The 15,874-nt window shown below is 34.5% G+C and carries 29 protein-coding genes and 2 tRNA genes; 29 read left to right on the forward strand and 2 right to left on the reverse strand.

From position 1 onward, the window contains the following. Positions 1 to 25: 25 nt before the first annotated feature. The gene (locus tag OPR57_RS03055) at positions 26 to 652 is read left to right on the forward strand and encodes a hypothetical protein (protein WP_265037304.1); all 627 of its coding nucleotides are present in this window, start codon (positions 26 to 28) and stop codon (positions 650 to 652) included. A 77-nt stretch (positions 653 to 729) separates the two neighbouring features. Beyond that, the gene (locus tag OPR57_RS03060) at positions 730 to 915 is read left to right on the forward strand and encodes a hypothetical protein (RefSeq protein WP_265037305.1); all 186 of its coding nucleotides are present in this window, start codon (positions 730 to 732) and stop codon (positions 913 to 915) included. 169 nt (positions 916 to 1,084) lie between these two features. Here OPR57_RS03060 and OPR57_RS08015 read toward each other — a convergent pair whose 3' ends face one another. Continuing rightward, on the reverse strand, positions 1,085 to 1,405 hold the full coding sequence (locus OPR57_RS08015; RefSeq protein ID WP_265037307.1) for a hypothetical protein: 321 nt from the start codon (positions 1,403 to 1,405) through the stop codon (positions 1,085 to 1,087). 4 nt (positions 1,406 to 1,409) lie between these two features. On the opposite strand from OPR57_RS08015, the gene OPR57_RS03070 reads away from it, so the two are divergent. Beyond that, positions 1,410 to 1,547 carry a hypothetical protein gene (locus OPR57_RS03070; protein WP_265037308.1) on the forward strand — a complete coding sequence of 46 codons (138 nt, stop codon included), beginning with the start codon at positions 1,410 to 1,412 and terminating at the stop codon, positions 1,545 to 1,547. A gap of 45 nt (positions 1,548 to 1,592) precedes the next feature. On the opposite strand, the gene OPR57_RS03075 is transcribed toward OPR57_RS03070, so the two are convergent. Continuing rightward, a complete protein-coding gene (locus OPR57_RS03075; protein WP_265037309.1) occupies positions 1,593 to 2,078 on the reverse strand; it encodes a hypothetical protein in 486 nt (161 codons plus the stop codon). A gap of 205 nt (positions 2,079 to 2,283) precedes the next feature. Here OPR57_RS03075 and carA point away from each other — a divergent pair, with 205 nt between their 5' ends. The 26 genes from carA (at position 2,284) to OPR57_RS03205 (ending at position 15,850) form a co-directional block, all read left to right on the forward strand. After that, complete coding sequence (gene carA / locus OPR57_RS03080; RefSeq protein WP_265037311.1) at positions 2,284 to 3,483, forward strand: glutamine-hydrolyzing carbamoyl-phosphate synthase small subunit; 1,200 nt, start codon at positions 2,284 to 2,286, stop codon at positions 3,481 to 3,483. A 114-nt stretch (positions 3,484 to 3,597) separates the two neighbouring features. Further along, positions 3,598 to 3,680, forward strand: a tRNA-Tyr gene (locus OPR57_RS03085). A 4-nt stretch (positions 3,681 to 3,684) separates the two neighbouring features. Next, a tRNA-Gly gene (locus OPR57_RS03090) sits at positions 3,685 to 3,755 on the forward strand. A gap of 78 nt (positions 3,756 to 3,833) precedes the next feature. Next, positions 3,834 to 5,006, forward strand: a complete 1,173-nt coding sequence (gene tuf, locus OPR57_RS03095) for an elongation factor Tu (protein WP_265037313.1) — start codon at positions 3,834 to 3,836, stop codon at positions 5,004 to 5,006. 14 nt (positions 5,007 to 5,020) lie between these two features. Beyond that, complete coding sequence (rpsJ, locus tag OPR57_RS03100) at positions 5,021 to 5,341, forward strand: 30S ribosomal protein S10 (RefSeq protein ID WP_265037315.1); 321 nt, start codon at positions 5,021 to 5,023, stop codon at positions 5,339 to 5,341. Positions 5,342 to 5,350: 9 nt separating this feature from the next. After that, complete coding sequence (gene rplC / locus OPR57_RS03105) at positions 5,351 to 6,073, forward strand: 50S ribosomal protein L3 (protein ID WP_265037317.1); 723 nt, start codon at positions 5,351 to 5,353, stop codon at positions 6,071 to 6,073. 2 nt (positions 6,074 to 6,075) lie between these two features. Continuing rightward, the gene (rplD, locus tag OPR57_RS03110) at positions 6,076 to 6,690 is read left to right on the forward strand and encodes a 50S ribosomal protein L4 (protein ID WP_064124641.1); all 615 of its coding nucleotides are present in this window, start codon (positions 6,076 to 6,078) and stop codon (positions 6,688 to 6,690) included. Continuing rightward, positions 6,687 to 6,974 (forward strand): 50S ribosomal protein L23, encoded by a 288-nt coding sequence (locus OPR57_RS03115; protein WP_015589144.1) that lies wholly within the window; start codon positions 6,687 to 6,689, stop codon positions 6,972 to 6,974. Before rplD ends, OPR57_RS03115 begins: the two co-directional genes overlap by 4 nt. 1 nt (position 6,975) lies before the next feature. Then, positions 6,976 to 7,800 carry a 50S ribosomal protein L2 gene (rplB, locus tag OPR57_RS03120; protein ID WP_265037319.1) on the forward strand — a complete coding sequence of 275 codons (825 nt, stop codon included), beginning with the start codon at positions 6,976 to 6,978 and terminating at the stop codon, positions 7,798 to 7,800. A gap of 3 nt (positions 7,801 to 7,803) precedes the next feature. Further along, positions 7,804 to 8,088 carry a 30S ribosomal protein S19 gene (gene rpsS, locus OPR57_RS03125; protein ID WP_006279181.1) on the forward strand — a complete coding sequence of 95 codons (285 nt, stop codon included), beginning with the start codon at positions 7,804 to 7,806 and terminating at the stop codon, positions 8,086 to 8,088. A gap of 5 nt (positions 8,089 to 8,093) precedes the next feature. Further along, the gene (rplV, locus tag OPR57_RS03130; protein WP_265037321.1) at positions 8,094 to 8,444 is read left to right on the forward strand and encodes a 50S ribosomal protein L22; all 351 of its coding nucleotides are present in this window, start codon (positions 8,094 to 8,096) and stop codon (positions 8,442 to 8,444) included. 39 nt (positions 8,445 to 8,483) lie between these two features. Further along, positions 8,484 to 9,098, forward strand: coding sequence for a 30S ribosomal protein S3 (rpsC, locus tag OPR57_RS03135; RefSeq protein ID WP_010962753.1), 615 nt, complete (start codon positions 8,484 to 8,486; stop codon positions 9,096 to 9,098). Positions 9,099 to 9,112: 14 nt separating this feature from the next. Continuing rightward, positions 9,113 to 9,526 carry a 50S ribosomal protein L16 gene (gene rplP, locus OPR57_RS03140; RefSeq protein ID WP_182182787.1) on the forward strand — a complete coding sequence of 138 codons (414 nt, stop codon included), beginning with the start codon at positions 9,113 to 9,115 and terminating at the stop codon, positions 9,524 to 9,526. 11 nt (positions 9,527 to 9,537) lie between these two features. Next, positions 9,538 to 9,741, forward strand: coding sequence for a 50S ribosomal protein L29 (gene rpmC / locus OPR57_RS03145; RefSeq protein ID WP_265037324.1), 204 nt, complete (start codon positions 9,538 to 9,540; stop codon positions 9,739 to 9,741). After that, a complete protein-coding gene (gene rpsQ, locus OPR57_RS03150; RefSeq protein ID WP_265037325.1) occupies positions 9,734 to 9,970 on the forward strand; it encodes a 30S ribosomal protein S17 in 237 nt (78 codons plus the stop codon). The genes rpmC and rpsQ overlap by 8 nt, the downstream gene beginning before the upstream one ends. 13 nt (positions 9,971 to 9,983) lie before the next feature. Further along, entirely contained in the window at positions 9,984 to 10,343 is a 360-nt protein-coding gene (gene rplN, locus OPR57_RS03155; RefSeq protein WP_265037326.1) for a 50S ribosomal protein L14, read from the forward strand. Further along, entirely contained in the window at positions 10,343 to 10,660 is a 318-nt protein-coding gene (rplX, locus tag OPR57_RS03160) for a 50S ribosomal protein L24 (RefSeq protein WP_406829240.1), read from the forward strand. The genes rplN and rplX overlap by 1 nt, the downstream gene beginning before the upstream one ends. A 6-nt stretch (positions 10,661 to 10,666) precedes the next feature. Beyond that, positions 10,667 to 11,200 (forward strand): 50S ribosomal protein L5, encoded by a 534-nt coding sequence (gene rplE / locus OPR57_RS03165; RefSeq protein WP_064124652.1) that lies wholly within the window; start codon positions 10,667 to 10,669, stop codon positions 11,198 to 11,200. Between the two features lie 16 nt (positions 11,201 to 11,216). After that, the gene (rpsN, locus tag OPR57_RS03170) at positions 11,217 to 11,525 is read left to right on the forward strand and encodes a 30S ribosomal protein S14 (protein ID WP_006279345.1); all 309 of its coding nucleotides are present in this window, start codon (positions 11,217 to 11,219) and stop codon (positions 11,523 to 11,525) included. Between the two features lie 21 nt (positions 11,526 to 11,546). Continuing rightward, the gene (rpsH, locus tag OPR57_RS03175; RefSeq protein WP_007551150.1) at positions 11,547 to 11,942 is read left to right on the forward strand and encodes a 30S ribosomal protein S8; all 396 of its coding nucleotides are present in this window, start codon (positions 11,547 to 11,549) and stop codon (positions 11,940 to 11,942) included. 16 nt (positions 11,943 to 11,958) lie between these two features. Beyond that, entirely contained in the window at positions 11,959 to 12,504 is a 546-nt protein-coding gene (gene rplF / locus OPR57_RS03180) for a 50S ribosomal protein L6 (RefSeq protein ID WP_265037327.1), read from the forward strand. A gap of 5 nt (positions 12,505 to 12,509) precedes the next feature. After that, entirely contained in the window at positions 12,510 to 12,881 is a 372-nt protein-coding gene (gene rplR, locus OPR57_RS03185) for a 50S ribosomal protein L18 (protein WP_265037329.1), read from the forward strand. Positions 12,882 to 12,893: 12 nt separating this feature from the next. After that, a complete protein-coding gene (gene rpsE / locus OPR57_RS03190) occupies positions 12,894 to 13,406 on the forward strand; it encodes a 30S ribosomal protein S5 (RefSeq protein ID WP_253309082.1) in 513 nt (170 codons plus the stop codon). A 3-nt stretch (positions 13,407 to 13,409) separates the two neighbouring features. Continuing rightward, positions 13,410 to 13,880 (forward strand): 50S ribosomal protein L15, encoded by a 471-nt coding sequence (gene rplO, locus OPR57_RS03195; protein WP_265037331.1) that lies wholly within the window; start codon positions 13,410 to 13,412, stop codon positions 13,878 to 13,880. A 3-nt stretch (positions 13,881 to 13,883) separates the two neighbouring features. Next, entirely contained in the window at positions 13,884 to 15,212 is a 1,329-nt protein-coding gene (gene secY / locus OPR57_RS03200) for a preprotein translocase subunit SecY (RefSeq protein ID WP_265037333.1), read from the forward strand. Next, on the forward strand, positions 15,209 to 15,850 hold the full coding sequence (locus OPR57_RS03205; RefSeq protein ID WP_265037335.1) for an adenylate kinase family protein: 642 nt from the start codon (positions 15,209 to 15,211) through the stop codon (positions 15,848 to 15,850). The genes secY and OPR57_RS03205 overlap by 4 nt, the downstream gene beginning before the upstream one ends. Positions 15,851 to 15,874 lie beyond the last annotated feature (24 nt).

Raw genomic sequence — 15,874 nt, forward strand, 5'->3', positions numbered from 1 at the left:
ATCTTAAGAAAAAGGGGGTCCTGGAATGTTAGGTTTATTTTCTCAATTCAAAAATAAGTTTCTATTTTACCCACGTGATAAAAATGCTACAGAGGGTATTTCGCAAGAGAAATTAATTGTACAAGAAGTTTCTCAAGATAAGCATAAATTTGATAACGATCCTGAAATGCAAAGCATATTGTCGGATTTTCAAAAATTAGATTTTGCAAAGAATCCATGTGATGATCCTTCGGATGTTATAAATTATAATGAAGGTAAAGAGGCAAATCCATTCGATAAAATAGCAAAATATTATGGAAGAAAGAAAAATGTTTTTCTTTTTATCTCCATGCTGCAGAACAGTGAACAGTTAGAAAAAATAATCAATATAATAGGTGAGAAATGTAATGCTCAAGATAAAGAGAAATTCACAGAAAGATTGAATATATATTTGGGTAGAATTAGAAAGGGGGAGCAGGATGCAAAAGAATTATTAAATGGCGATTTCCCTGGTGCTTTTTTTAATGGACCTCATACTGGAGAAAATCGCAATATTCATCAGAATCTTAATATTAAAATTAAACCTGGGCAAACTTTAGAAGTTAGTAGCTTATTCAACAAAAAAAGTGAATTAGAAAGAGAAAAATATACAACGAAAAAGGTCAAAGAATAGCAACGATTGAGAAGAATGAGAAACAACAGAGGAACTACTGCTTTACAAAATTTGCAATATGTTGCATCGTAATTATTTTGGATACAGAAGATGAATCTGGAAAAGACCTTAACTGTACTGTTGTTCTAGATATAAATTTTGGTAAAATTAGTATTGAAAAATCAACTATTAATAGTAAAAATGTTGAACCAAAGGAAGTTTTAGAGTTAGCTAAGCAAAACAAGGCTGTGCTTATAAAAGGAAAGCTTTACATAAAGTTTTAGCAGAACATTTCATTAAGCAAACACCATGCGAGGAAAAGAAGAGTACGCAATCGCACGAGAATATCGTTGTACCTGGTTCTGGTGCACCTAGCTCGGCTATTGATGAGGAAATAACTGTAGAGCATCCGTCCGGAAAGCAGCAAGGAAGGTAGACAAGATAAACCAAAAATCAAGAAAAAGTGAGTTTACAACAAATGGTGTCATGAAAGTAGCTGATACATAACTGTACGAACATTTGTTTGCGAAGAAATGTTATAGCAGGTTTTGCCTCAAACACAAAGGTGTCATTCCAGTAGCCTCCCTCCCCTGTCATCCCAGTGCCCAGACACTGGGATCCAGGAAACTTAATTGCAAGCAATGCATTGGGTTTGGTGAGTATGGGTTTTGCGTTATAGAATGAAGCACTTTTGGTGAATTTATAAAGAAAACTGGATTCCAGTGTCAAGTACTGGAATGACACTGTCTTGGATGGATCCCAGTGTCTGGGCACTGGGATGACATCCTCCCTAGTGGATTCAAATCACAATATTCGTATAGTAAGCACTGACCACTTTTGCTTCAATATTTGCGATGCCCCTGAACAGATACAATTATTCTATTATCAGGAGGATGCCATTAATCGCTTTATATAATGCTACTTGTAACACTTATGCCCTGAACGGAGACAGTTTAGGCTGTTATGCTTGGCGGCTTGTTGGAATAAGTTTTTCAACATTGCTAACAATAAAATCAGTTATACCGTCAGCTACCTTATCGAATTTATTGTTTATATCTTTTCCTATTTCTTCATTTTTAACATATTCGTGTAGAGCTAAAGCAGTTATAGCTGCACATGCTGCAATTAAGCCAGTTTGTGCTATAATGAGCATTGATAATCCTCCTACGAATATAGATGTTAATCCAATAGCCAGGTTTATAATTTTACTTTGTGTTGTTTGTTGCGTCGCTTGGCTTTTATCTGCCTGTTTATCCTCTAAAGCATTCGATATTGTTTTTAAGGCAACTTTTATCGCTATTGCTGCAACTGAAACCATAATTAGCCCTATAGCTATTTTTGCTAAAAGAAGAATCGACGGTAGCATCATTACAAATAATAGCGCGCCAATTCCTCCAGCTAACCACTTCTCATTTATTTTTTTTGATTGATTTATACTAGTGTTCATTATTACCCTCCACTTTACTTATGATTTACCTATATCTAATACGAAATATGAAGGTAGTCAACTATATATTTTATATGAAAGATTGTATTAAAAGTTTTTCATGTTATTTTTTGCTGCTTCGTGGTTAAATTTGGAATTTTAGAAAGAGTTACGTATTATTTAAAATTCTTGTATACTGTTTTGAATCAGTTAAATAGATAATGAAGTGCAGGACGCAGTTTTAATTTTACAAGATGGCAAGTGCTTTTGGGGAAAATCAGTAGGTAAAAAAGGCAAGTGCATAGGTGAGGTCTGTTTTACCACTGGTATGACCGGTTATCAGCATACTATAACTGATCCTTCTTTTGCCGATCAAATTATAACGTTCACTTTTCCTCATATTGGTAACATTGGAATAAACCATAAAGATAATGAAGGAGAGAAAATTTTTGCAAGTGGTGTGGTTATGCGTGAACTTTCTTCTATGTCCCACTCTTCTTCATATATCAGTTTAAATGATTGGTTAGAAAAAAATAACGTGATTGGGATATCAGGAATTGATACTAGAGCTTTAACGAGACATTTGAGAAAACATGGATCTCAAAATGGAATGATATGCCCGTCAAGCAAGACGCATGTGTTGGATGAATTGAAGGAATACAAACCTGTAAATGGGATAGAAATAACCAATAAAGTTAGCTTAAATAACAGTTTTGAAAATAATAGACTAGCGGAGCACTTTGTCATCCAAGTAGCTGACTACTCGGATCCAGCAAAAAATATATGGATTCCAGTGTCACGCACTGGAATAACATCAGGTAGAGCTATTGACCTTAATGCAAAATATAGGGTTGTAATCGTTGATTTTGGCGTAAAAATCAGTATAGTTTCACGCTTAATAGAACTTGGTTGTACAGTTGAATTAATCAGACCAAGCACAGGTTTTGCTCAAAAAGTGTTGAGTGTGAATCCAGATGGTATAGTGCTTTCAAATGGTCCTGGTGATCCGCAAGAAATAGGAGAAAGTGTAGTTTCAGAAATAGACATTATTATAAAATCTAAAATACCAATTTTTGGCATATGCATGGGCCATCAATTACTTGCGATTACTTTGGGGGCAAAGACCATTAAAATGGATATTGGTCACCGAGGGAGTAACCATCCAGTTTATGATGTAATTAGTGGAAAAGTTGAGATCACTAGCCAAAATCATGGTTTCGTTGTTGATTCAGCTTCTCTTCGAAGTAATGTTGAAATTACTCACATTTCTCTATTTGATAATAGTGTAGAGGGAATAATGATGAAGGATTACCCAGTCTTTTCTGTGCAATACCATCCAGAAGAAGCGCCAGGTACGCATGATTCGCATTATTTGTTTAAACGTTTTATTGACAATATTGTGTTATATAAAATGAAATCTGCGTGATTTTAATCAGGGTAGGTTTTATTGCTTGATTTTTTAATTTTAGGCGTTTAGTATTAAATACAATAAAAGCTTGAGTTAAGGTACTAAAATAGCGTTCTCTTAACAAATTTTTGTGGAGGAGTGACCGAGTGGTTAAAGGTAACAGACTGTAAATCTGTCCGCGTGAGCGTACGTAGGTTCGAATCCTACCTCCTCCATTGTGCGGGTATAGCTCAATGGTAGAGCTCTAGCCTTCCAAGCTAGTGACGTGGGTTCGATTCCCACTATCCGCTCTTTTTTTTGTTGTATTTTTATAAAATCAACATATTATTTATTGATGTATTTGTATTTTAGGTAGAAAAGTTTAAATTATGACAGCAATAGTGGAAGCATTTGGAAAGCCGCATGTAAATGTGGGAACAATAGGACATGTGGATCATGGGAAGACGACGTTAACAGCGGCGATAACGAAGCATTATGGAAATTTTGTAGCGTACGATCAGATAGATAAAGCGCCAGAAGAAAGGAAGAGGGGGATAACGATAGCAACAGCGCATGTTGAGTATCAGACAGAAAAAAGGCATTATGCACACGTTGATTGTCCTGGACATGCTGACTATGTAAAGAACATGATAGTAGGTGCAGCACAGATGGATGCGGCGATATTGGTAGTGTCTGGGGTTGATGGGCCAATGCCACAAACGAGAGAGCATATATTGCTGGCGAAGCAAGTGGGTGTTGGATATATCGTGGTGTATATAAACAAAGCTGATGTTGCTGATGCTGATATGATAGATTTAGTAGAGATGGAAGTGAGGGAATTGCTTAGTAAATACGGATTTCCAGGGGATGAAGTGCCTGTGATAGTTGGTTCAGCACTCAAGGCGCTGGAGGATGACAGCAGCGAATATGGAAAGAAATCAATAGATAAATTGATGGAAAAGTTAGATGAATATGTAGCGGTTCCACCAAGGCCTGTGGATTTACCATTTTTATTGCCAATCGAAGATGTATTTTCGATATCGGGGCGAGGAACAGTGGTAACAGGAAGAATAGAGAAGGGAGAGATAAAGACGGGAGAAGAGATAGAGATAATAGGTTTGAAGGGAACGCAAAAGACGATATGCACAGGTGTAGAAATGTTTAAGAAGTTGCTGGATAAGGGAAGTGCAGGACTCAATGTAGGAATATTGTTAAGAGGAACAAAAAGAGAAGAAGTGGAGAGAGGGCAAGTATTGGCAAAACCGGGGACGATAACGCCGCATAGAAAATTTAAGGCGGAGGTTTATATATTAAAGAAAGAGGAAGGAGGAAGGCATACACCATTTTTTGCGAATTACCAGCCACAGTTTTATTTAAGGACAACGGATGTAACTGGGAGCATAAAATTGCTAGATGGGAAGGAGATGGTAATGCCAGGAGATAATGTGAGTGTAGAAGTAGAATTGCAAGTACCGATAGCAATGGATAAGGGATTGCGTTTTGCAATAAGAGAAGGCGGTAGAACTGTTGGTTCTGGTGTTGTTTCTGAAATTTTGGAGTGAGTGTAGTAACTAAGATGAAGCAAGATATATATATTAACATTAAGGCTTTCGATTGTTCTTTATTGGAGGAGTGTGTTCGAAAATTTGTTGATGAATTAAAGCGGTCCAGTACAAAATTATCTGGTCCGATTGCGTTGCCAAGAAAAGATTCTAAATTTATTGTTAATAGATCTCCTCACGTTGATAAAAAATCTCGTGAACAGTTTGAAATGAGAACTTCTAGGCGTTTGGTTGTTTTACATGATCTTACTCCTACTATGATGCAGATGCTTACAGGTTTATCTTTTTCTGCTGGCGTAGAAGTGGATTTAAAAGTCAAGGAAGTTAAGGTTTAGGAGAAGGAAATGAAGAGAATAAATTCGCTGAGGAGAATTGGTTTACTAATGATGAATATTGGTCATACTGCTATGTATTCTGACAATAGTCGCATGGCTGTAACTTTATTGCATCTCAGCGAAACTTATATTATTGATATAAAAGGACAAGATAAATGTGGCTATAATTCAGTCATTTTAGGCACAGGAGATTTTAAAAATATAGCAAAACCTCAATTGGAATATTTAAAGAAAAAGGGTATAAATAATAAATGTAAGTTATACGAAAGTAGATTAAATGACCTGTCGGGAATAGAATGTGGTAAAAAAGTGGGAATCAATCATTTTGTGGTTGGTCAATATCTTGATATTACAGGTTATTCTATAGGCAAAGGATTTGCTGGTGTGATGAAGCGGCATAATTTCAGTGGGCTTAGGGCATCTCATGGTGTTTCTATTGCTCACAGATCACAAGGTTCCACTGGCCAATGTCAGGATCCTGGTAGAGTATTCAAAGGAAAGAAAATGGCTGGTCATTTAGGTAACAGCAGGATAACTGCACAAAATATGAAGATATTATCCATTGATCATGAAAATAGTATAATTGCTGTGAAGGGTAATAATGTTCCTGGGTTTAAAAATTCCTATGTTTTTGTAAGAGATGCAGTTAAAAAATCTTTACATAAAGATGTTCCTTTTTCGGTAGGTCTGCTGTTAGATGTAAATGATGATGCTAGTAATTTGGTAAGTTAGTTATGGAATGTAATTTAGTTAATCTATCTAATAATAATGTAGGTACTGCTCAGCTCAATCCTTTGATATTTTCTGCTAAGCAAAAATTGAGTATTTTGCATGATATAGTGAGATGGCAATTAGCGAAGAGAAGAGCTGGTACTCATAAAACAAAAGGTATCAGTGATGTCTCTGGTACAACAGCTAAACCTTATGGTCAAAAACGTACCGGTAGGGCAAGACAAGGGAGCTTGCGATCTCCTCAATTTAGAGGTGGTGGGATTATTTTCGGCCCTGTTGTGAGGAGTCATACTTATTCTCTTAATAAGAAGGTACGCAAATTTGGTTTAAAAATTGCTTTATCTCTAAAGTATTTAAATAATCAAGTGATTATTCTGGATAATTTAAATATTGATGTGAAGAAAACGTCTGAAATGTGTAAATGTATTAAAAATTTTAAATTTTCTTCCTTTTTGATAGTTGGTGATTATGGAGATGATTTGTTGCGTGCTGTTAGAAACTTGCATTATGTAGACTTAATCAAACCTATTGGGTTAAATGTCTTTGATATATTGAATCACGAATGCGTGATGTTGACAAAGGATACTTTAAAGCATCTTGAAGGTAGATTGTTATGATCAAATATAATAATATAATAAAATCTCCTATAATTACAGAAAAGGCCTCTTTTTTGAGGGAGAAGTTTAATAAATATTCTTTGTATGTTTTTGTAAATGTAAATAAGCGTCAAATAAAGTTGGCAATAGAGTCTCTATTTGATGTTAAAATTTCTTCTATAAATGTTGTTAGAATTAAGCCTAAATATAGGCGTTTCAGGGGTGTGATTGGTTGTGAAAAACAGAAAAAGAAAGTTTATTTTTCTTTGATGGATGGTCAAAAATTAGATATAATGAGCGTTTAATATGGGTATGAAATTTTTTAATCCTGTTACTCCGTCTTCTCGTGGGACTGTGTTAGTAAGTAAAGTTGGTTTATCAAAAGATGAGCCAGAAAAGTCTCTTACATCCGGTAAAAAGTCCAGTGGTGGAAGAAATAATTATGGTAGAATTACAACTCGTCATAGGGGTGGTGGTCACAAAAAGAAGTATAGAGTTATAGATTTTAAGCGTAATAGAAGTGGTCAGGGTATAGTTGAAAAAATAGAGTATGATCCAAATAGAAGTGGGTTTTTAGCGTTAATATCATATAAGGAAGATGATATTAAGTCCTATATATTAGCTCCTCAAGGTATGAAGCCTGGTGATGTTGTTACAGCTGGAAATGATGCTGATATTTTGCCAGGTAATTGTTTGCTACTCAAGCATATACCTGTTGGTTCTTTCGTTCATAATGTTGAGCTGAAGCCAGGTAATGGTGCTGCGATTGCTAGAGCTGCTGGTTGTTATGCACAAATCGTTGGTCGTGATGGCCAATATGTTTTATTACGACTCAGGTCTGGTCAAATTAGGTTGATTTTATCTTCTTGTAAGGCTACTATTGGTGTAGTATCTAACCCTGACCATAAGAATAGAAAGCTGGGTAAAGCTGGGAGAAGTAGGTGGCTTGGAATTAGACCTACTGTGCGTGGGGTTGCGATGAATCCGGTTGACCATCCTCATGGAGGTGGGGAAGGAAAAACCTCTGGTGGTCGTCATCCTGTTACTCCTTGGGGTGTTGCAACAAAAGGAAAGAAAACTCGGAGGAAAAATAAATCTAGTGATAAGTATATAAAACAATTGAAAGGTTAATTTATGAGTAGATCTGCGTGGAAGCCTCCTTTTTGTCATCCTTCTATATTAAAGTCGGTGAATAATGCTTTAAACAAGGGGTTTGTTAACATGGCTATAAAAGTTCATTCTAGGGCTTCTGTAATTCTTCCTAATTGTTTAGGTTTAAAGTTTGCTGTTTATAATGGTAAGGATTACATTCCTGTTAATGTTAATGATCAGAATATGATAGGTCATAAGTTTGGTGAATTTTCGCCCACTCGTAAATTTACTGGGCATAGTGGTGATAAAAAGGCGACAAGAAGGTAATTAATATGAAAAACAGAGATGTAATAGTTAAAGCTGGTTCTAGGGTTTTAAAATCAACTCCTCGTAAATTGAATTTGGTTGCTGGTTTAGTACGTAATAAAAAAGTTTCTTTTGCCACTGTGCAATTAAGATTTTGTGAAAAGAAAGCTGCGGGTCTTATAAGGAAGGTATTAAATTCTGCGATTGCTAATGCTCAAAATAGTTATGGATTGGATATCGATAATTTATATATAAAAGAAATTTCAATAGGTAAGTCTCTTACTTTGCGTAGGGTATGTCCAAAAGCTATGGGTAGAGCTAATAGAGTTAGTAAACGTTATAGTAATATAACTGTAAAATTGGGGGAAATTATATGATTCATAAAAATAGAAAATTAATAAGGAAAGTGCAAAAGTATGGGAAACGTTAATCCTAAAGGATTTAGGTTAAAAATAATTAATACTTGGTCATCTATTTGGTATGCTGAGAAGGGTTATAAACAAGGGTTGCATCAAGATTTATCTATTCGCAGTTATATAAATGAATCTTTTAAGCATGCTGGTGTTTCTAAAGTAATTATAGAGCGTACGATCGATTTGGTATCTGTAATAATACATTCTTCTAGACCTGGAGTGATAATAGGTAAGAAAGGCTCGGATATTGAGAAGATAAAGCAAAAAATAGCTGAAAAAGTAAAAAATAATGTGGAAGTGAATGTAGTAGGGGTTAAAAGGTCTGAAATAGATGCAGTTTTAATATCAAACAGCATTGCACAGCAGTTAGAAAAAAGGGTTTCATTTAGAAGAGCGATGAAAAAAGCTATTCAAAGTTGTTTGAGGATGGGTGCTAGAGGTATTAAAGTAAGTTGTTCTGGGCGCCTTGGCGGAGCTGAGATAGCTCGTACTGAGTGGTATAAAGAAGGCCGTTTGCCTTTGCATACTTTACGTGCTAATATAGATTATGCTTTTGCTGAAGCAAAAACTATATATGGCATCATAGGAGTTAAGGTCTGGGTTTATATTGGTAACTAATTAGGTATATTGAAATGTTTGTTCCTAAAAAAAGTAAATATAAAAAAGTATTTAAAGGACGAATTAAGGGTAACACGAAAGGTGGTAGCACATTATCTTTTGGAGATTATGGTCTAAAGGCTATGGAAGCAGGTAGGATTCAGTCTAAGCATATTGAAACTGCAAGGCGTGTAATATCTAGAACATTAAAACGCTCTGGTAAAGTGTGGATAAGAATTTTTCCTGATACCCCTGTTAGTAAAAAGCCGGCGGATGTGCGTATGGGTAAAGGGAAAGGTAGTGTTGAGTTTTGGGTATTTAAAGCTAAGCCCGGTAGAATGTTGTTTGAAATTAGCAGTGATGTTCCCATGCATTTAGCAAGATTGGCGCTTGAAAAGGCAACTGCTAAGCTTCCTATGAAGTGTAAATTTGTATCTAATCATAATTAAATGGAGTTGCAATGGATATAGCTGACATTGAATCGAGGTCCTCGCAAGAATTGCATGAAATTCTTGTGAATTTGAGAAAAGAGTTTGTTAATTTGGTTTTTCAAAAGAAGTTGGGGCAGTGCAACAATATTTCACGTTTTAGCTTAATAAGAAAGAGCATAGCTCGTATTCTAACTACATTAAATAAAAGAAGAAGAGAGGAAAAGAATGTCTAAAAAGGTTTTTTGTGGTACTGTAACTAAGGCTAAGTGTGATAAGACTGTAAAGGTTTCGGTATTACAAGTGTATAAGGATGAGCTGTATAAAAAGGTTATAAAAAAATACAAGAAGTATACAGCACATGATGAGAATAATAGTTGTAAAGAAGGGGACAAGGTTTTAATACAAGAACACAAGCCTATTTCTACTACTAAAAAATGGGTTGTTGTTAATAGCTCACATTGAATAGGATATTTACATGATTCAAAAAAATACATTATTGGAAGTAGCTGATAATTCTGGTGCGCGTGCAGTGCTTTGTATTGGTTTATTGGGTGGTAGAAAATCTGCATCTATAGGTGACACAGTTATTGTATCTACTAAATCTATTACTCCAAGAGGGAAACTTGAGAAGGGAAAAGTATATAGAGCAGTTGTGGTGAGGGTGAAAAGCCCTATTAGAAAATCTGATGGTTCTGTAATTCGTTTTTCTAGCAATGCTGTAGTTTTGATTAACGATCAAGGTGAACCACTTGGCACTCGGGTGTTTGGTCCGGTAAAAAAGTTGTCATCTGGTTCTTTTATGAAGATAATGTCATTAGCTGTTGAGGTTTTATAATGAGTGCTAAAATAAAAAGTGGTGACGACGTTATAGTTTTAACTGGTAAAGATAAGGGAAAAATTGGTAAGGTAATCAAAGTTATAGCACGTGATGCTAAAAAGAAAGTAATTGTTTCTGGAGTGAATGTGCATAAGAGACATACTAAACCAAAAGCTGGTAGTAGTGGTGGTATATTAAATAAAGAGTTAGCTATCGATATATCCAACGTTGCAACATTAGATCCTAAGTATAAAACTCCAACTAAAGTGGGGTTTAAGGTTATAGATGGTAGAAAAGTGCGTTTTGCAAAAGTTTCTGGAGAAGTGATAGATTAGGTTGATATGTTTAAAGAATTATATAAAGATAGCGTAGTAAAGTCCTTAAAGGATAAGTTTAATTACGGCAATATAATGCAAGTGCCTAAACTTGTCAAGGTGTGTATCAATATGGGCGTTGGAGATGCTGCTACAGATAGTAAAGCAATAAATGAACCACTTGATAGCCTATATTTGATTGCTGGGCAGAAGCCTTTATCAACTTTTGCAAAAAAATCTATTTCTGGCTTCAAGATCAGAAAAGGTGCTACAGTAGGTTGTAAAGTAACTTTGCGTAGAGATAAAATGTATGAGTTTTTAGAAAGATTGATATATATTGCTTTGCCAAGGGAAAAAGATTTTAGAGGATTTAGTGTGAAGCAATTTGACGGTAATGGTAATTTTTCCTTTGGTATAAAGGAACATATCTCGTTTTTAGAAATAGACTATGATAAAATAAGTAAAATTAGAGGTATGGATATTAATATTATAACAAGTGCAGTTAGTGATAAGGAAGCAAAGGAATTATTACTGGCTCTTAAATTTCCTTTTTTTGATTAATTGAGAGGAGGAATATATGGCAAAAAAATCTATGATAGAAAGAAATCTTCGCAGAATAAAGCTATGCGATCAATATAAAGAAAAAAGAGAAAAATTGAAATCTATAATAAATAATAAGAATTTGTCTATTGTAGAAAGGTTTACAGCTCAAAATAAATTAATTAAAAAATTGCCTAGAAATTCTTCTAAAACCAAAATTAGAAATAGGTGTGCTTTAACTGGGAGACCAAGAGGAGTATATAGAAAATTTGGTTTATGTAGAATTGTTTTGCGTGATTTATGTTCTTTTGGGCAAATTCCAGGAGTTACAAAGTCTAGTTGGTAAATATAATATAAGGAGTATATTGTGGCGTTATCTGATAGTATTGGTGATTTTTTAACAAGGATACGTAATGCTCAATTGGCAATGCATAGGGCGACAAGGGTACTATTTTCTAAGATGAATTCTTCTATATTGGAGATTTTAAAAGAGGAAGGGTATATTCTTGATTATGAAAAGCAAGTGGTAGATAATTTACCTTCTTTCATTGTAAAATTGAAGTATTATGAGAAGTCACCTGTAATTAGTGACATAGTTAGGGTGTCAAAGCCTGGTTGTCGTCGTTATTCTAAGTATAAGGACATTTCTAAAGCATATAATGGTCTTGGTATTTTTATTATATCGACACCCAAAGGAGTGATGACTGATTATAATGCACATAAGTTAAAGGTTGGTGGAGAAGTTTTGTGTCGTGTGTTTTAAATAATAGGAGAAATTCATGTCTCGTATAGGTGCTGCTCCTATCAATATTCCTGCTGGTGTTTCAGTTGAATATAATAATGGTAGTATGTTAATAAAGAGTGCTAAGGCTGAAAAAGAAGTTAGCTTGATCAGGGATGTTGTGTGTCAGATTATTGATAATCAGCTATTGCTTTCTGTTGATCAAGATAAAGATAATTATGATAAAATAAAGCCTATGTGGGGCACTTATAGGAGTAATATTAATAATATCATTAACGGCATGGTTGATGCTTTTTCTGTTAATCTTGAGATTAACGGTGTGGGATATAAGGCAGAGTGTGATGGTAAGTATTTGACTTTGTATCTTGGTTATAGCCATAATGTTAAATATAAAGTGCCTAAAGATGTTGAGATTAAGTGCATAAAGCCAACTCACTTAGTAGTTAGTGGTATGGATAAGCAGAAGGTCTATATGGTGGCGTCTGATATATGCAAAATTAGAAAATATGATCCTTATAAAGGTAAGGGTGTTGTAATAAAAGGCAAATTTATGCTGCGTAAGGTTGTAAGTAAAAAGAAGTAATTAAAATGAAAAGATCGTATAATTTTTTAAGTAATTCTGAAAAAAGGAAGTTACGTAATAGAGCGAAGCTTGACAAGAGCGCTGAACGTTTACGTATATCCATATTTAAATCTAATAGGCATTTTTATGTCCAGTTAATTAATGATGTAAAAGGAGTAACTCTTACTTCAGCTTCTACTTTGGATGCTAAAATTAAGGATGTATGTAAAGGGAAAGTCAACGCTGAAACTATAAAACAGGTTTCTTCTTTAATGGTTGAGCGTCTGTCTGGCATAAAATTAGAGCAGCAGCTTACGTTTGATCGTGGAGCGTATAAATATACAGGATTAGTTTCTCAATTTGCTGAGGCTTTAAGAAGTTCTGGATTTGAATTTTAGAAGGTTTTGAATATGGCTATAAAGAATTTACAAAATAATAATGATTTATCAGAGCTTTTAGTTTCGGTACGAAGAGTGACAACGGTTACCAAAGGTGGTAGAAGATTTTCATTTTCAATTTTGGTTGTTGTTGGCGACGGAAAGGGTAGGGTAGGGTGTGGAATAGGTAAGCACGCAGAAGTTGCTGAAGCAAGAGTCAAAGCTGTCAATGCTGCAAAGAAATCGATGATTAGAGTGTACTTGCGTGAAGGTAGAACTTTGCATCATGATATTAAAGCTAAATTTTGTTCTGGTGAGATAGTTTTAAGAACCGCAAGAGCCGGAACAGGTATTATTGCTGGTGGAGCGATTAGATCAGTTTTTGAGGTGTTAGGTATAAAGGATGTGGTAGCTAAATCCACTAGATCAAATAATCCTCATAACGTTATATGTGCGGTGTTTAAGGCTTTTGATAGTATGTTATCTCCTCGTCAGGTAGCAAGCAAAAGAGGCAAAAAGATTAGCGAGATAGTTGGAAACAGGTAAAGTATGAATAATGCTGTAAAATTAAACTCTATATTTACTAAATTATCTAAGAAAAAGAAGCCTAAGTTGCTGGGTAGAGGTATCGGTTGTGGTAAAGGTAAAACATCCGGTAGAGGGCATAAAGGGCAGAAGGCTAGAAGTGGAGTTTCTATAAATGGTTTTGAGGGTGGACAACAGTCTATATATACTCGTTTGCCTAAAAGAGGTTTTAAGCCTATACGTAGGAACATATACTCTATAATTAATGTTGGCGATATACAGCGCTTAATGGAAGCTAAAAAAATAGTGAAAGACTCTGTTATAGATAAGGAGAGGCTGTATGAATTAGGTTTTATAAAGTCTATTAAGGATAAAATTAAACTTCTTAATAAAGGTAAATTGAGCGAAAAATTTGTGTTTCATGTTGATTTTGCGTCAGAAGCTGCAAAAAAATCTGTAGCTTCAGTTGGTGGTAGTGTGGAAATACTATCGTAAGTCATGGGCAATAAATCAGCATTTAATAGCTTGGATCCTACGTTGTTATATAAAGGCGATTTATTAAAGCGTATATTTTTTACGCTAATAGCTTTAATTTGCTATCGCTTGGGTACTTATGTGCCTATTCCTGGAATTAATCTTGATGTAATTAATGATATATTTCCCAAAGAGGGCTCAGGCGTTTTTGGAGTATTTAATTTATTTTCTGGTGGTGCATTGGCTAGAATGACAATTCTAGCATTGAACGTTATGCCATATATAATGGCTTCTATCATTATTCAGTTACTTTCTTCTGCGATTAAAGGAATGAAGGAGGTTAAGAATGATGGAGAGTCAGGCCGTAGAAAGATGAATTCTTATATACGCTATCTGACCATAGTAATTTGTGTATTTCAATCAATTCCAATTTTGGTTGGATTGGAAGGGATGAATAGGGAAGGGGTATTGGTTGTAATCGAACCTGGTGTTATGTTTCGTACAATAGGTGTTTTCAGCCTTTTAGGTGGAACTATGCTTTTAATATGGCTTGGTGAACGAATCAGCGCTAGTGGTATAGGCAATGGTATCTCATTAATCATTTTCACGGGCATAATATCAGAGTTACACAGCGCTTTGTCATCTTTGTTAACGTTAAATAAAAACGGTAGCGTATCGTTATTTATTATCCTTTTTGTTTTGGTATTGTTTTTTTTGCTGCTACTCTTAGTCATTTTTGTAGAGTCTTCTTATAGAAAGGTTATTGTTCAACATCCTAAAAAGCAATTTAAAAGATTACATAATGACGATTTTACTTATATTCCATTGAAGATTAATTTATCTGGTGTAGTACCAACCATTTTTGCTAATGCAATTTTGTTGACACCTATTTCAATTGCAAATTTCTATAAGGGGCACGCTTTTTCTGATTTTATTTTGAATTACTTTATGGCAAATAAAGTAGTATATATTGTAGCCTATTTGGTGCTGATAGTATTTTTTAATTTTTTCTATACCAATTTTATATTTAATCCAGAGGAAAACGCAGATTTTCTTAAAAAAAATGGTGGTTTTATACCTGGTAGAAGGCCTGGGAAACATACTTCTGATTACCTTCAAGATATAGTTTTTAAGTTGACATTCATTGGCTCTGCGTATTTGGTAGTCATATGTACTGTACCTGAAGTTATGAGATATTATTATGATATACCATTTATTTTTGGTGGGACGAGCTTACTGATTATAGTGAACGTTATTACTGATACTATTATGCAAATACAATCTTATATTTTTTCAAATAGGTACGACAGCTGGATAAAGAAGTATGAATCTAAAACGAGGAAAGTAAGATGATCATTACGATTTTTGGTCCTCCAGGTTCTGGTAAAGGTACTCAGTCAAGCTTGTTAATAGCAAAATATAATTTAAAATTAATTTCAGTAGGGGATTTATTAAGGAATATTATATCTAGCAGTAGTGAGTTAGGTGAAAAAATAAAGGGTACCGTGGAATCTGGTAATTTAATTCAAGATGAAATCATATGTGGATTATTACGTGACCAGCTTGCATTAGTGGATGATAATTGCTTATTAGATGGTTTTCCGAGAAATTTAAACCAGGGTCATTTTTTAACTCAAGTTTTGCAAGAAAAATATAATAGGGATGTTGATATTGTAATTGAGCTGCAGCTTGACGATAATATTGCAATCGATAGATTAAAAAATCGTCTCGCGTGTTTGGACTGTAAAAGCATATATAGTGTATCTTCTTTTAAGAGTACTACTTGTGCTAAATGTAAAAGTACGAGGTTAGAGAAAAGAATTGATGATGCTGATATGTCTGCAATTAATAAGAGAATAAGTGAATATCACCTTCAAATGAAAGGTTTACGCGAGTATTATAAAGGCAAATTATTAACAATTGACGCTAATTTGAGTGTTGATGAGGTAACGCAAGAGATTGAAAGTAAAATTTCTTGTAATTTGGTTTGACTCTGAGTTGTTTTATGGTATAAA

The organism is Wolbachia endosymbiont (group A) of Anomoia purmunda (assembly GCF_947251545.1).
In the GTDB taxonomy this organism is placed as follows: domain Bacteria; phylum Pseudomonadota; class Alphaproteobacteria; order Rickettsiales; family Anaplasmataceae; genus Wolbachia.

Excerpts from the sequence above, each read along its gene's own strand:
- OPR57_RS03055 (WP_265037304.1), top strand. The coding sequence starts at position 26 with ATGTTAGGTTTATTTTCTCAATTCAAAAATAAGTTTCTATTTTACCCA.
- OPR57_RS03070 (WP_265037308.1), top strand. The coding sequence starts at position 1,410 with ATGACATCCTCCCTAGTGGATTCAAATCACAATATTCGTATAGTAAGC.
- OPR57_RS03075 (WP_265037309.1), bottom strand. The coding sequence starts at position 2,078 with ATGAACACTAGTATAAATCAATCAAAAAAAATAAATGAGAAGTGGTTA.
- tuf (WP_265037313.1), top strand. The coding sequence starts at position 3,834 with ATGACAGCAATAGTGGAAGCATTTGGAAAGCCGCATGTAAATGTGGGA.
- rpsJ (WP_265037315.1), top strand. The coding sequence starts at position 5,021 with ATGAAGCAAGATATATATATTAACATTAAGGCTTTCGATTGTTCTTTA.
- rplC (WP_265037317.1), top strand. The coding sequence starts at position 5,351 with ATGAAGAGAATAAATTCGCTGAGGAGAATTGGTTTACTAATGATGAAT.
- rplD (WP_064124641.1), top strand. The coding sequence starts at position 6,076 with ATGGAATGTAATTTAGTTAATCTATCTAATAATAATGTAGGTACTGCT.
- OPR57_RS03115 (WP_015589144.1), top strand. The coding sequence starts at position 6,687 with ATGATCAAATATAATAATATAATAAAATCTCCTATAATTACAGAAAAG.
- rplB (WP_265037319.1), top strand. The coding sequence starts at position 6,976 with ATGGGTATGAAATTTTTTAATCCTGTTACTCCGTCTTCTCGTGGGACT.
- rpsS (WP_006279181.1), top strand. The coding sequence starts at position 7,804 with ATGAGTAGATCTGCGTGGAAGCCTCCTTTTTGTCATCCTTCTATATTA.
- rplV (WP_265037321.1), top strand. The coding sequence starts at position 8,094 with ATGAAAAACAGAGATGTAATAGTTAAAGCTGGTTCTAGGGTTTTAAAA.
- rpsC (WP_010962753.1), top strand. The coding sequence starts at position 8,484 with ATGGGAAACGTTAATCCTAAAGGATTTAGGTTAAAAATAATTAATACT.
- rplP (WP_182182787.1), top strand. The coding sequence starts at position 9,113 with ATGTTTGTTCCTAAAAAAAGTAAATATAAAAAAGTATTTAAAGGACGA.
- rpmC (WP_265037324.1), top strand. The coding sequence starts at position 9,538 with ATGGATATAGCTGACATTGAATCGAGGTCCTCGCAAGAATTGCATGAA.
- rpsQ (WP_265037325.1), top strand. The coding sequence starts at position 9,734 with ATGTCTAAAAAGGTTTTTTGTGGTACTGTAACTAAGGCTAAGTGTGAT.
- rplN (WP_265037326.1), top strand. The coding sequence starts at position 9,984 with ATGATTCAAAAAAATACATTATTGGAAGTAGCTGATAATTCTGGTGCG.
- rplX (WP_406829240.1), top strand. The coding sequence starts at position 10,343 with ATGAGTGCTAAAATAAAAAGTGGTGACGACGTTATAGTTTTAACTGGT.
- rplE (WP_064124652.1), top strand. The coding sequence starts at position 10,667 with ATGTTTAAAGAATTATATAAAGATAGCGTAGTAAAGTCCTTAAAGGAT.
- rpsN (WP_006279345.1), top strand. The coding sequence starts at position 11,217 with ATGGCAAAAAAATCTATGATAGAAAGAAATCTTCGCAGAATAAAGCTA.
- rplF (WP_265037327.1), top strand. The coding sequence starts at position 11,959 with ATGTCTCGTATAGGTGCTGCTCCTATCAATATTCCTGCTGGTGTTTCA.
- rplR (WP_265037329.1), top strand. The coding sequence starts at position 12,510 with ATGAAAAGATCGTATAATTTTTTAAGTAATTCTGAAAAAAGGAAGTTA.
- rpsE (WP_253309082.1), top strand. The coding sequence starts at position 12,894 with ATGGCTATAAAGAATTTACAAAATAATAATGATTTATCAGAGCTTTTA.
- rplO (WP_265037331.1), top strand. The coding sequence starts at position 13,410 with ATGAATAATGCTGTAAAATTAAACTCTATATTTACTAAATTATCTAAG.
- secY (WP_265037333.1), top strand. The coding sequence starts at position 13,884 with ATGGGCAATAAATCAGCATTTAATAGCTTGGATCCTACGTTGTTATAT.
- OPR57_RS03205 (WP_265037335.1), top strand. The coding sequence starts at position 15,209 with ATGATCATTACGATTTTTGGTCCTCCAGGTTCTGGTAAAGGTACTCAG.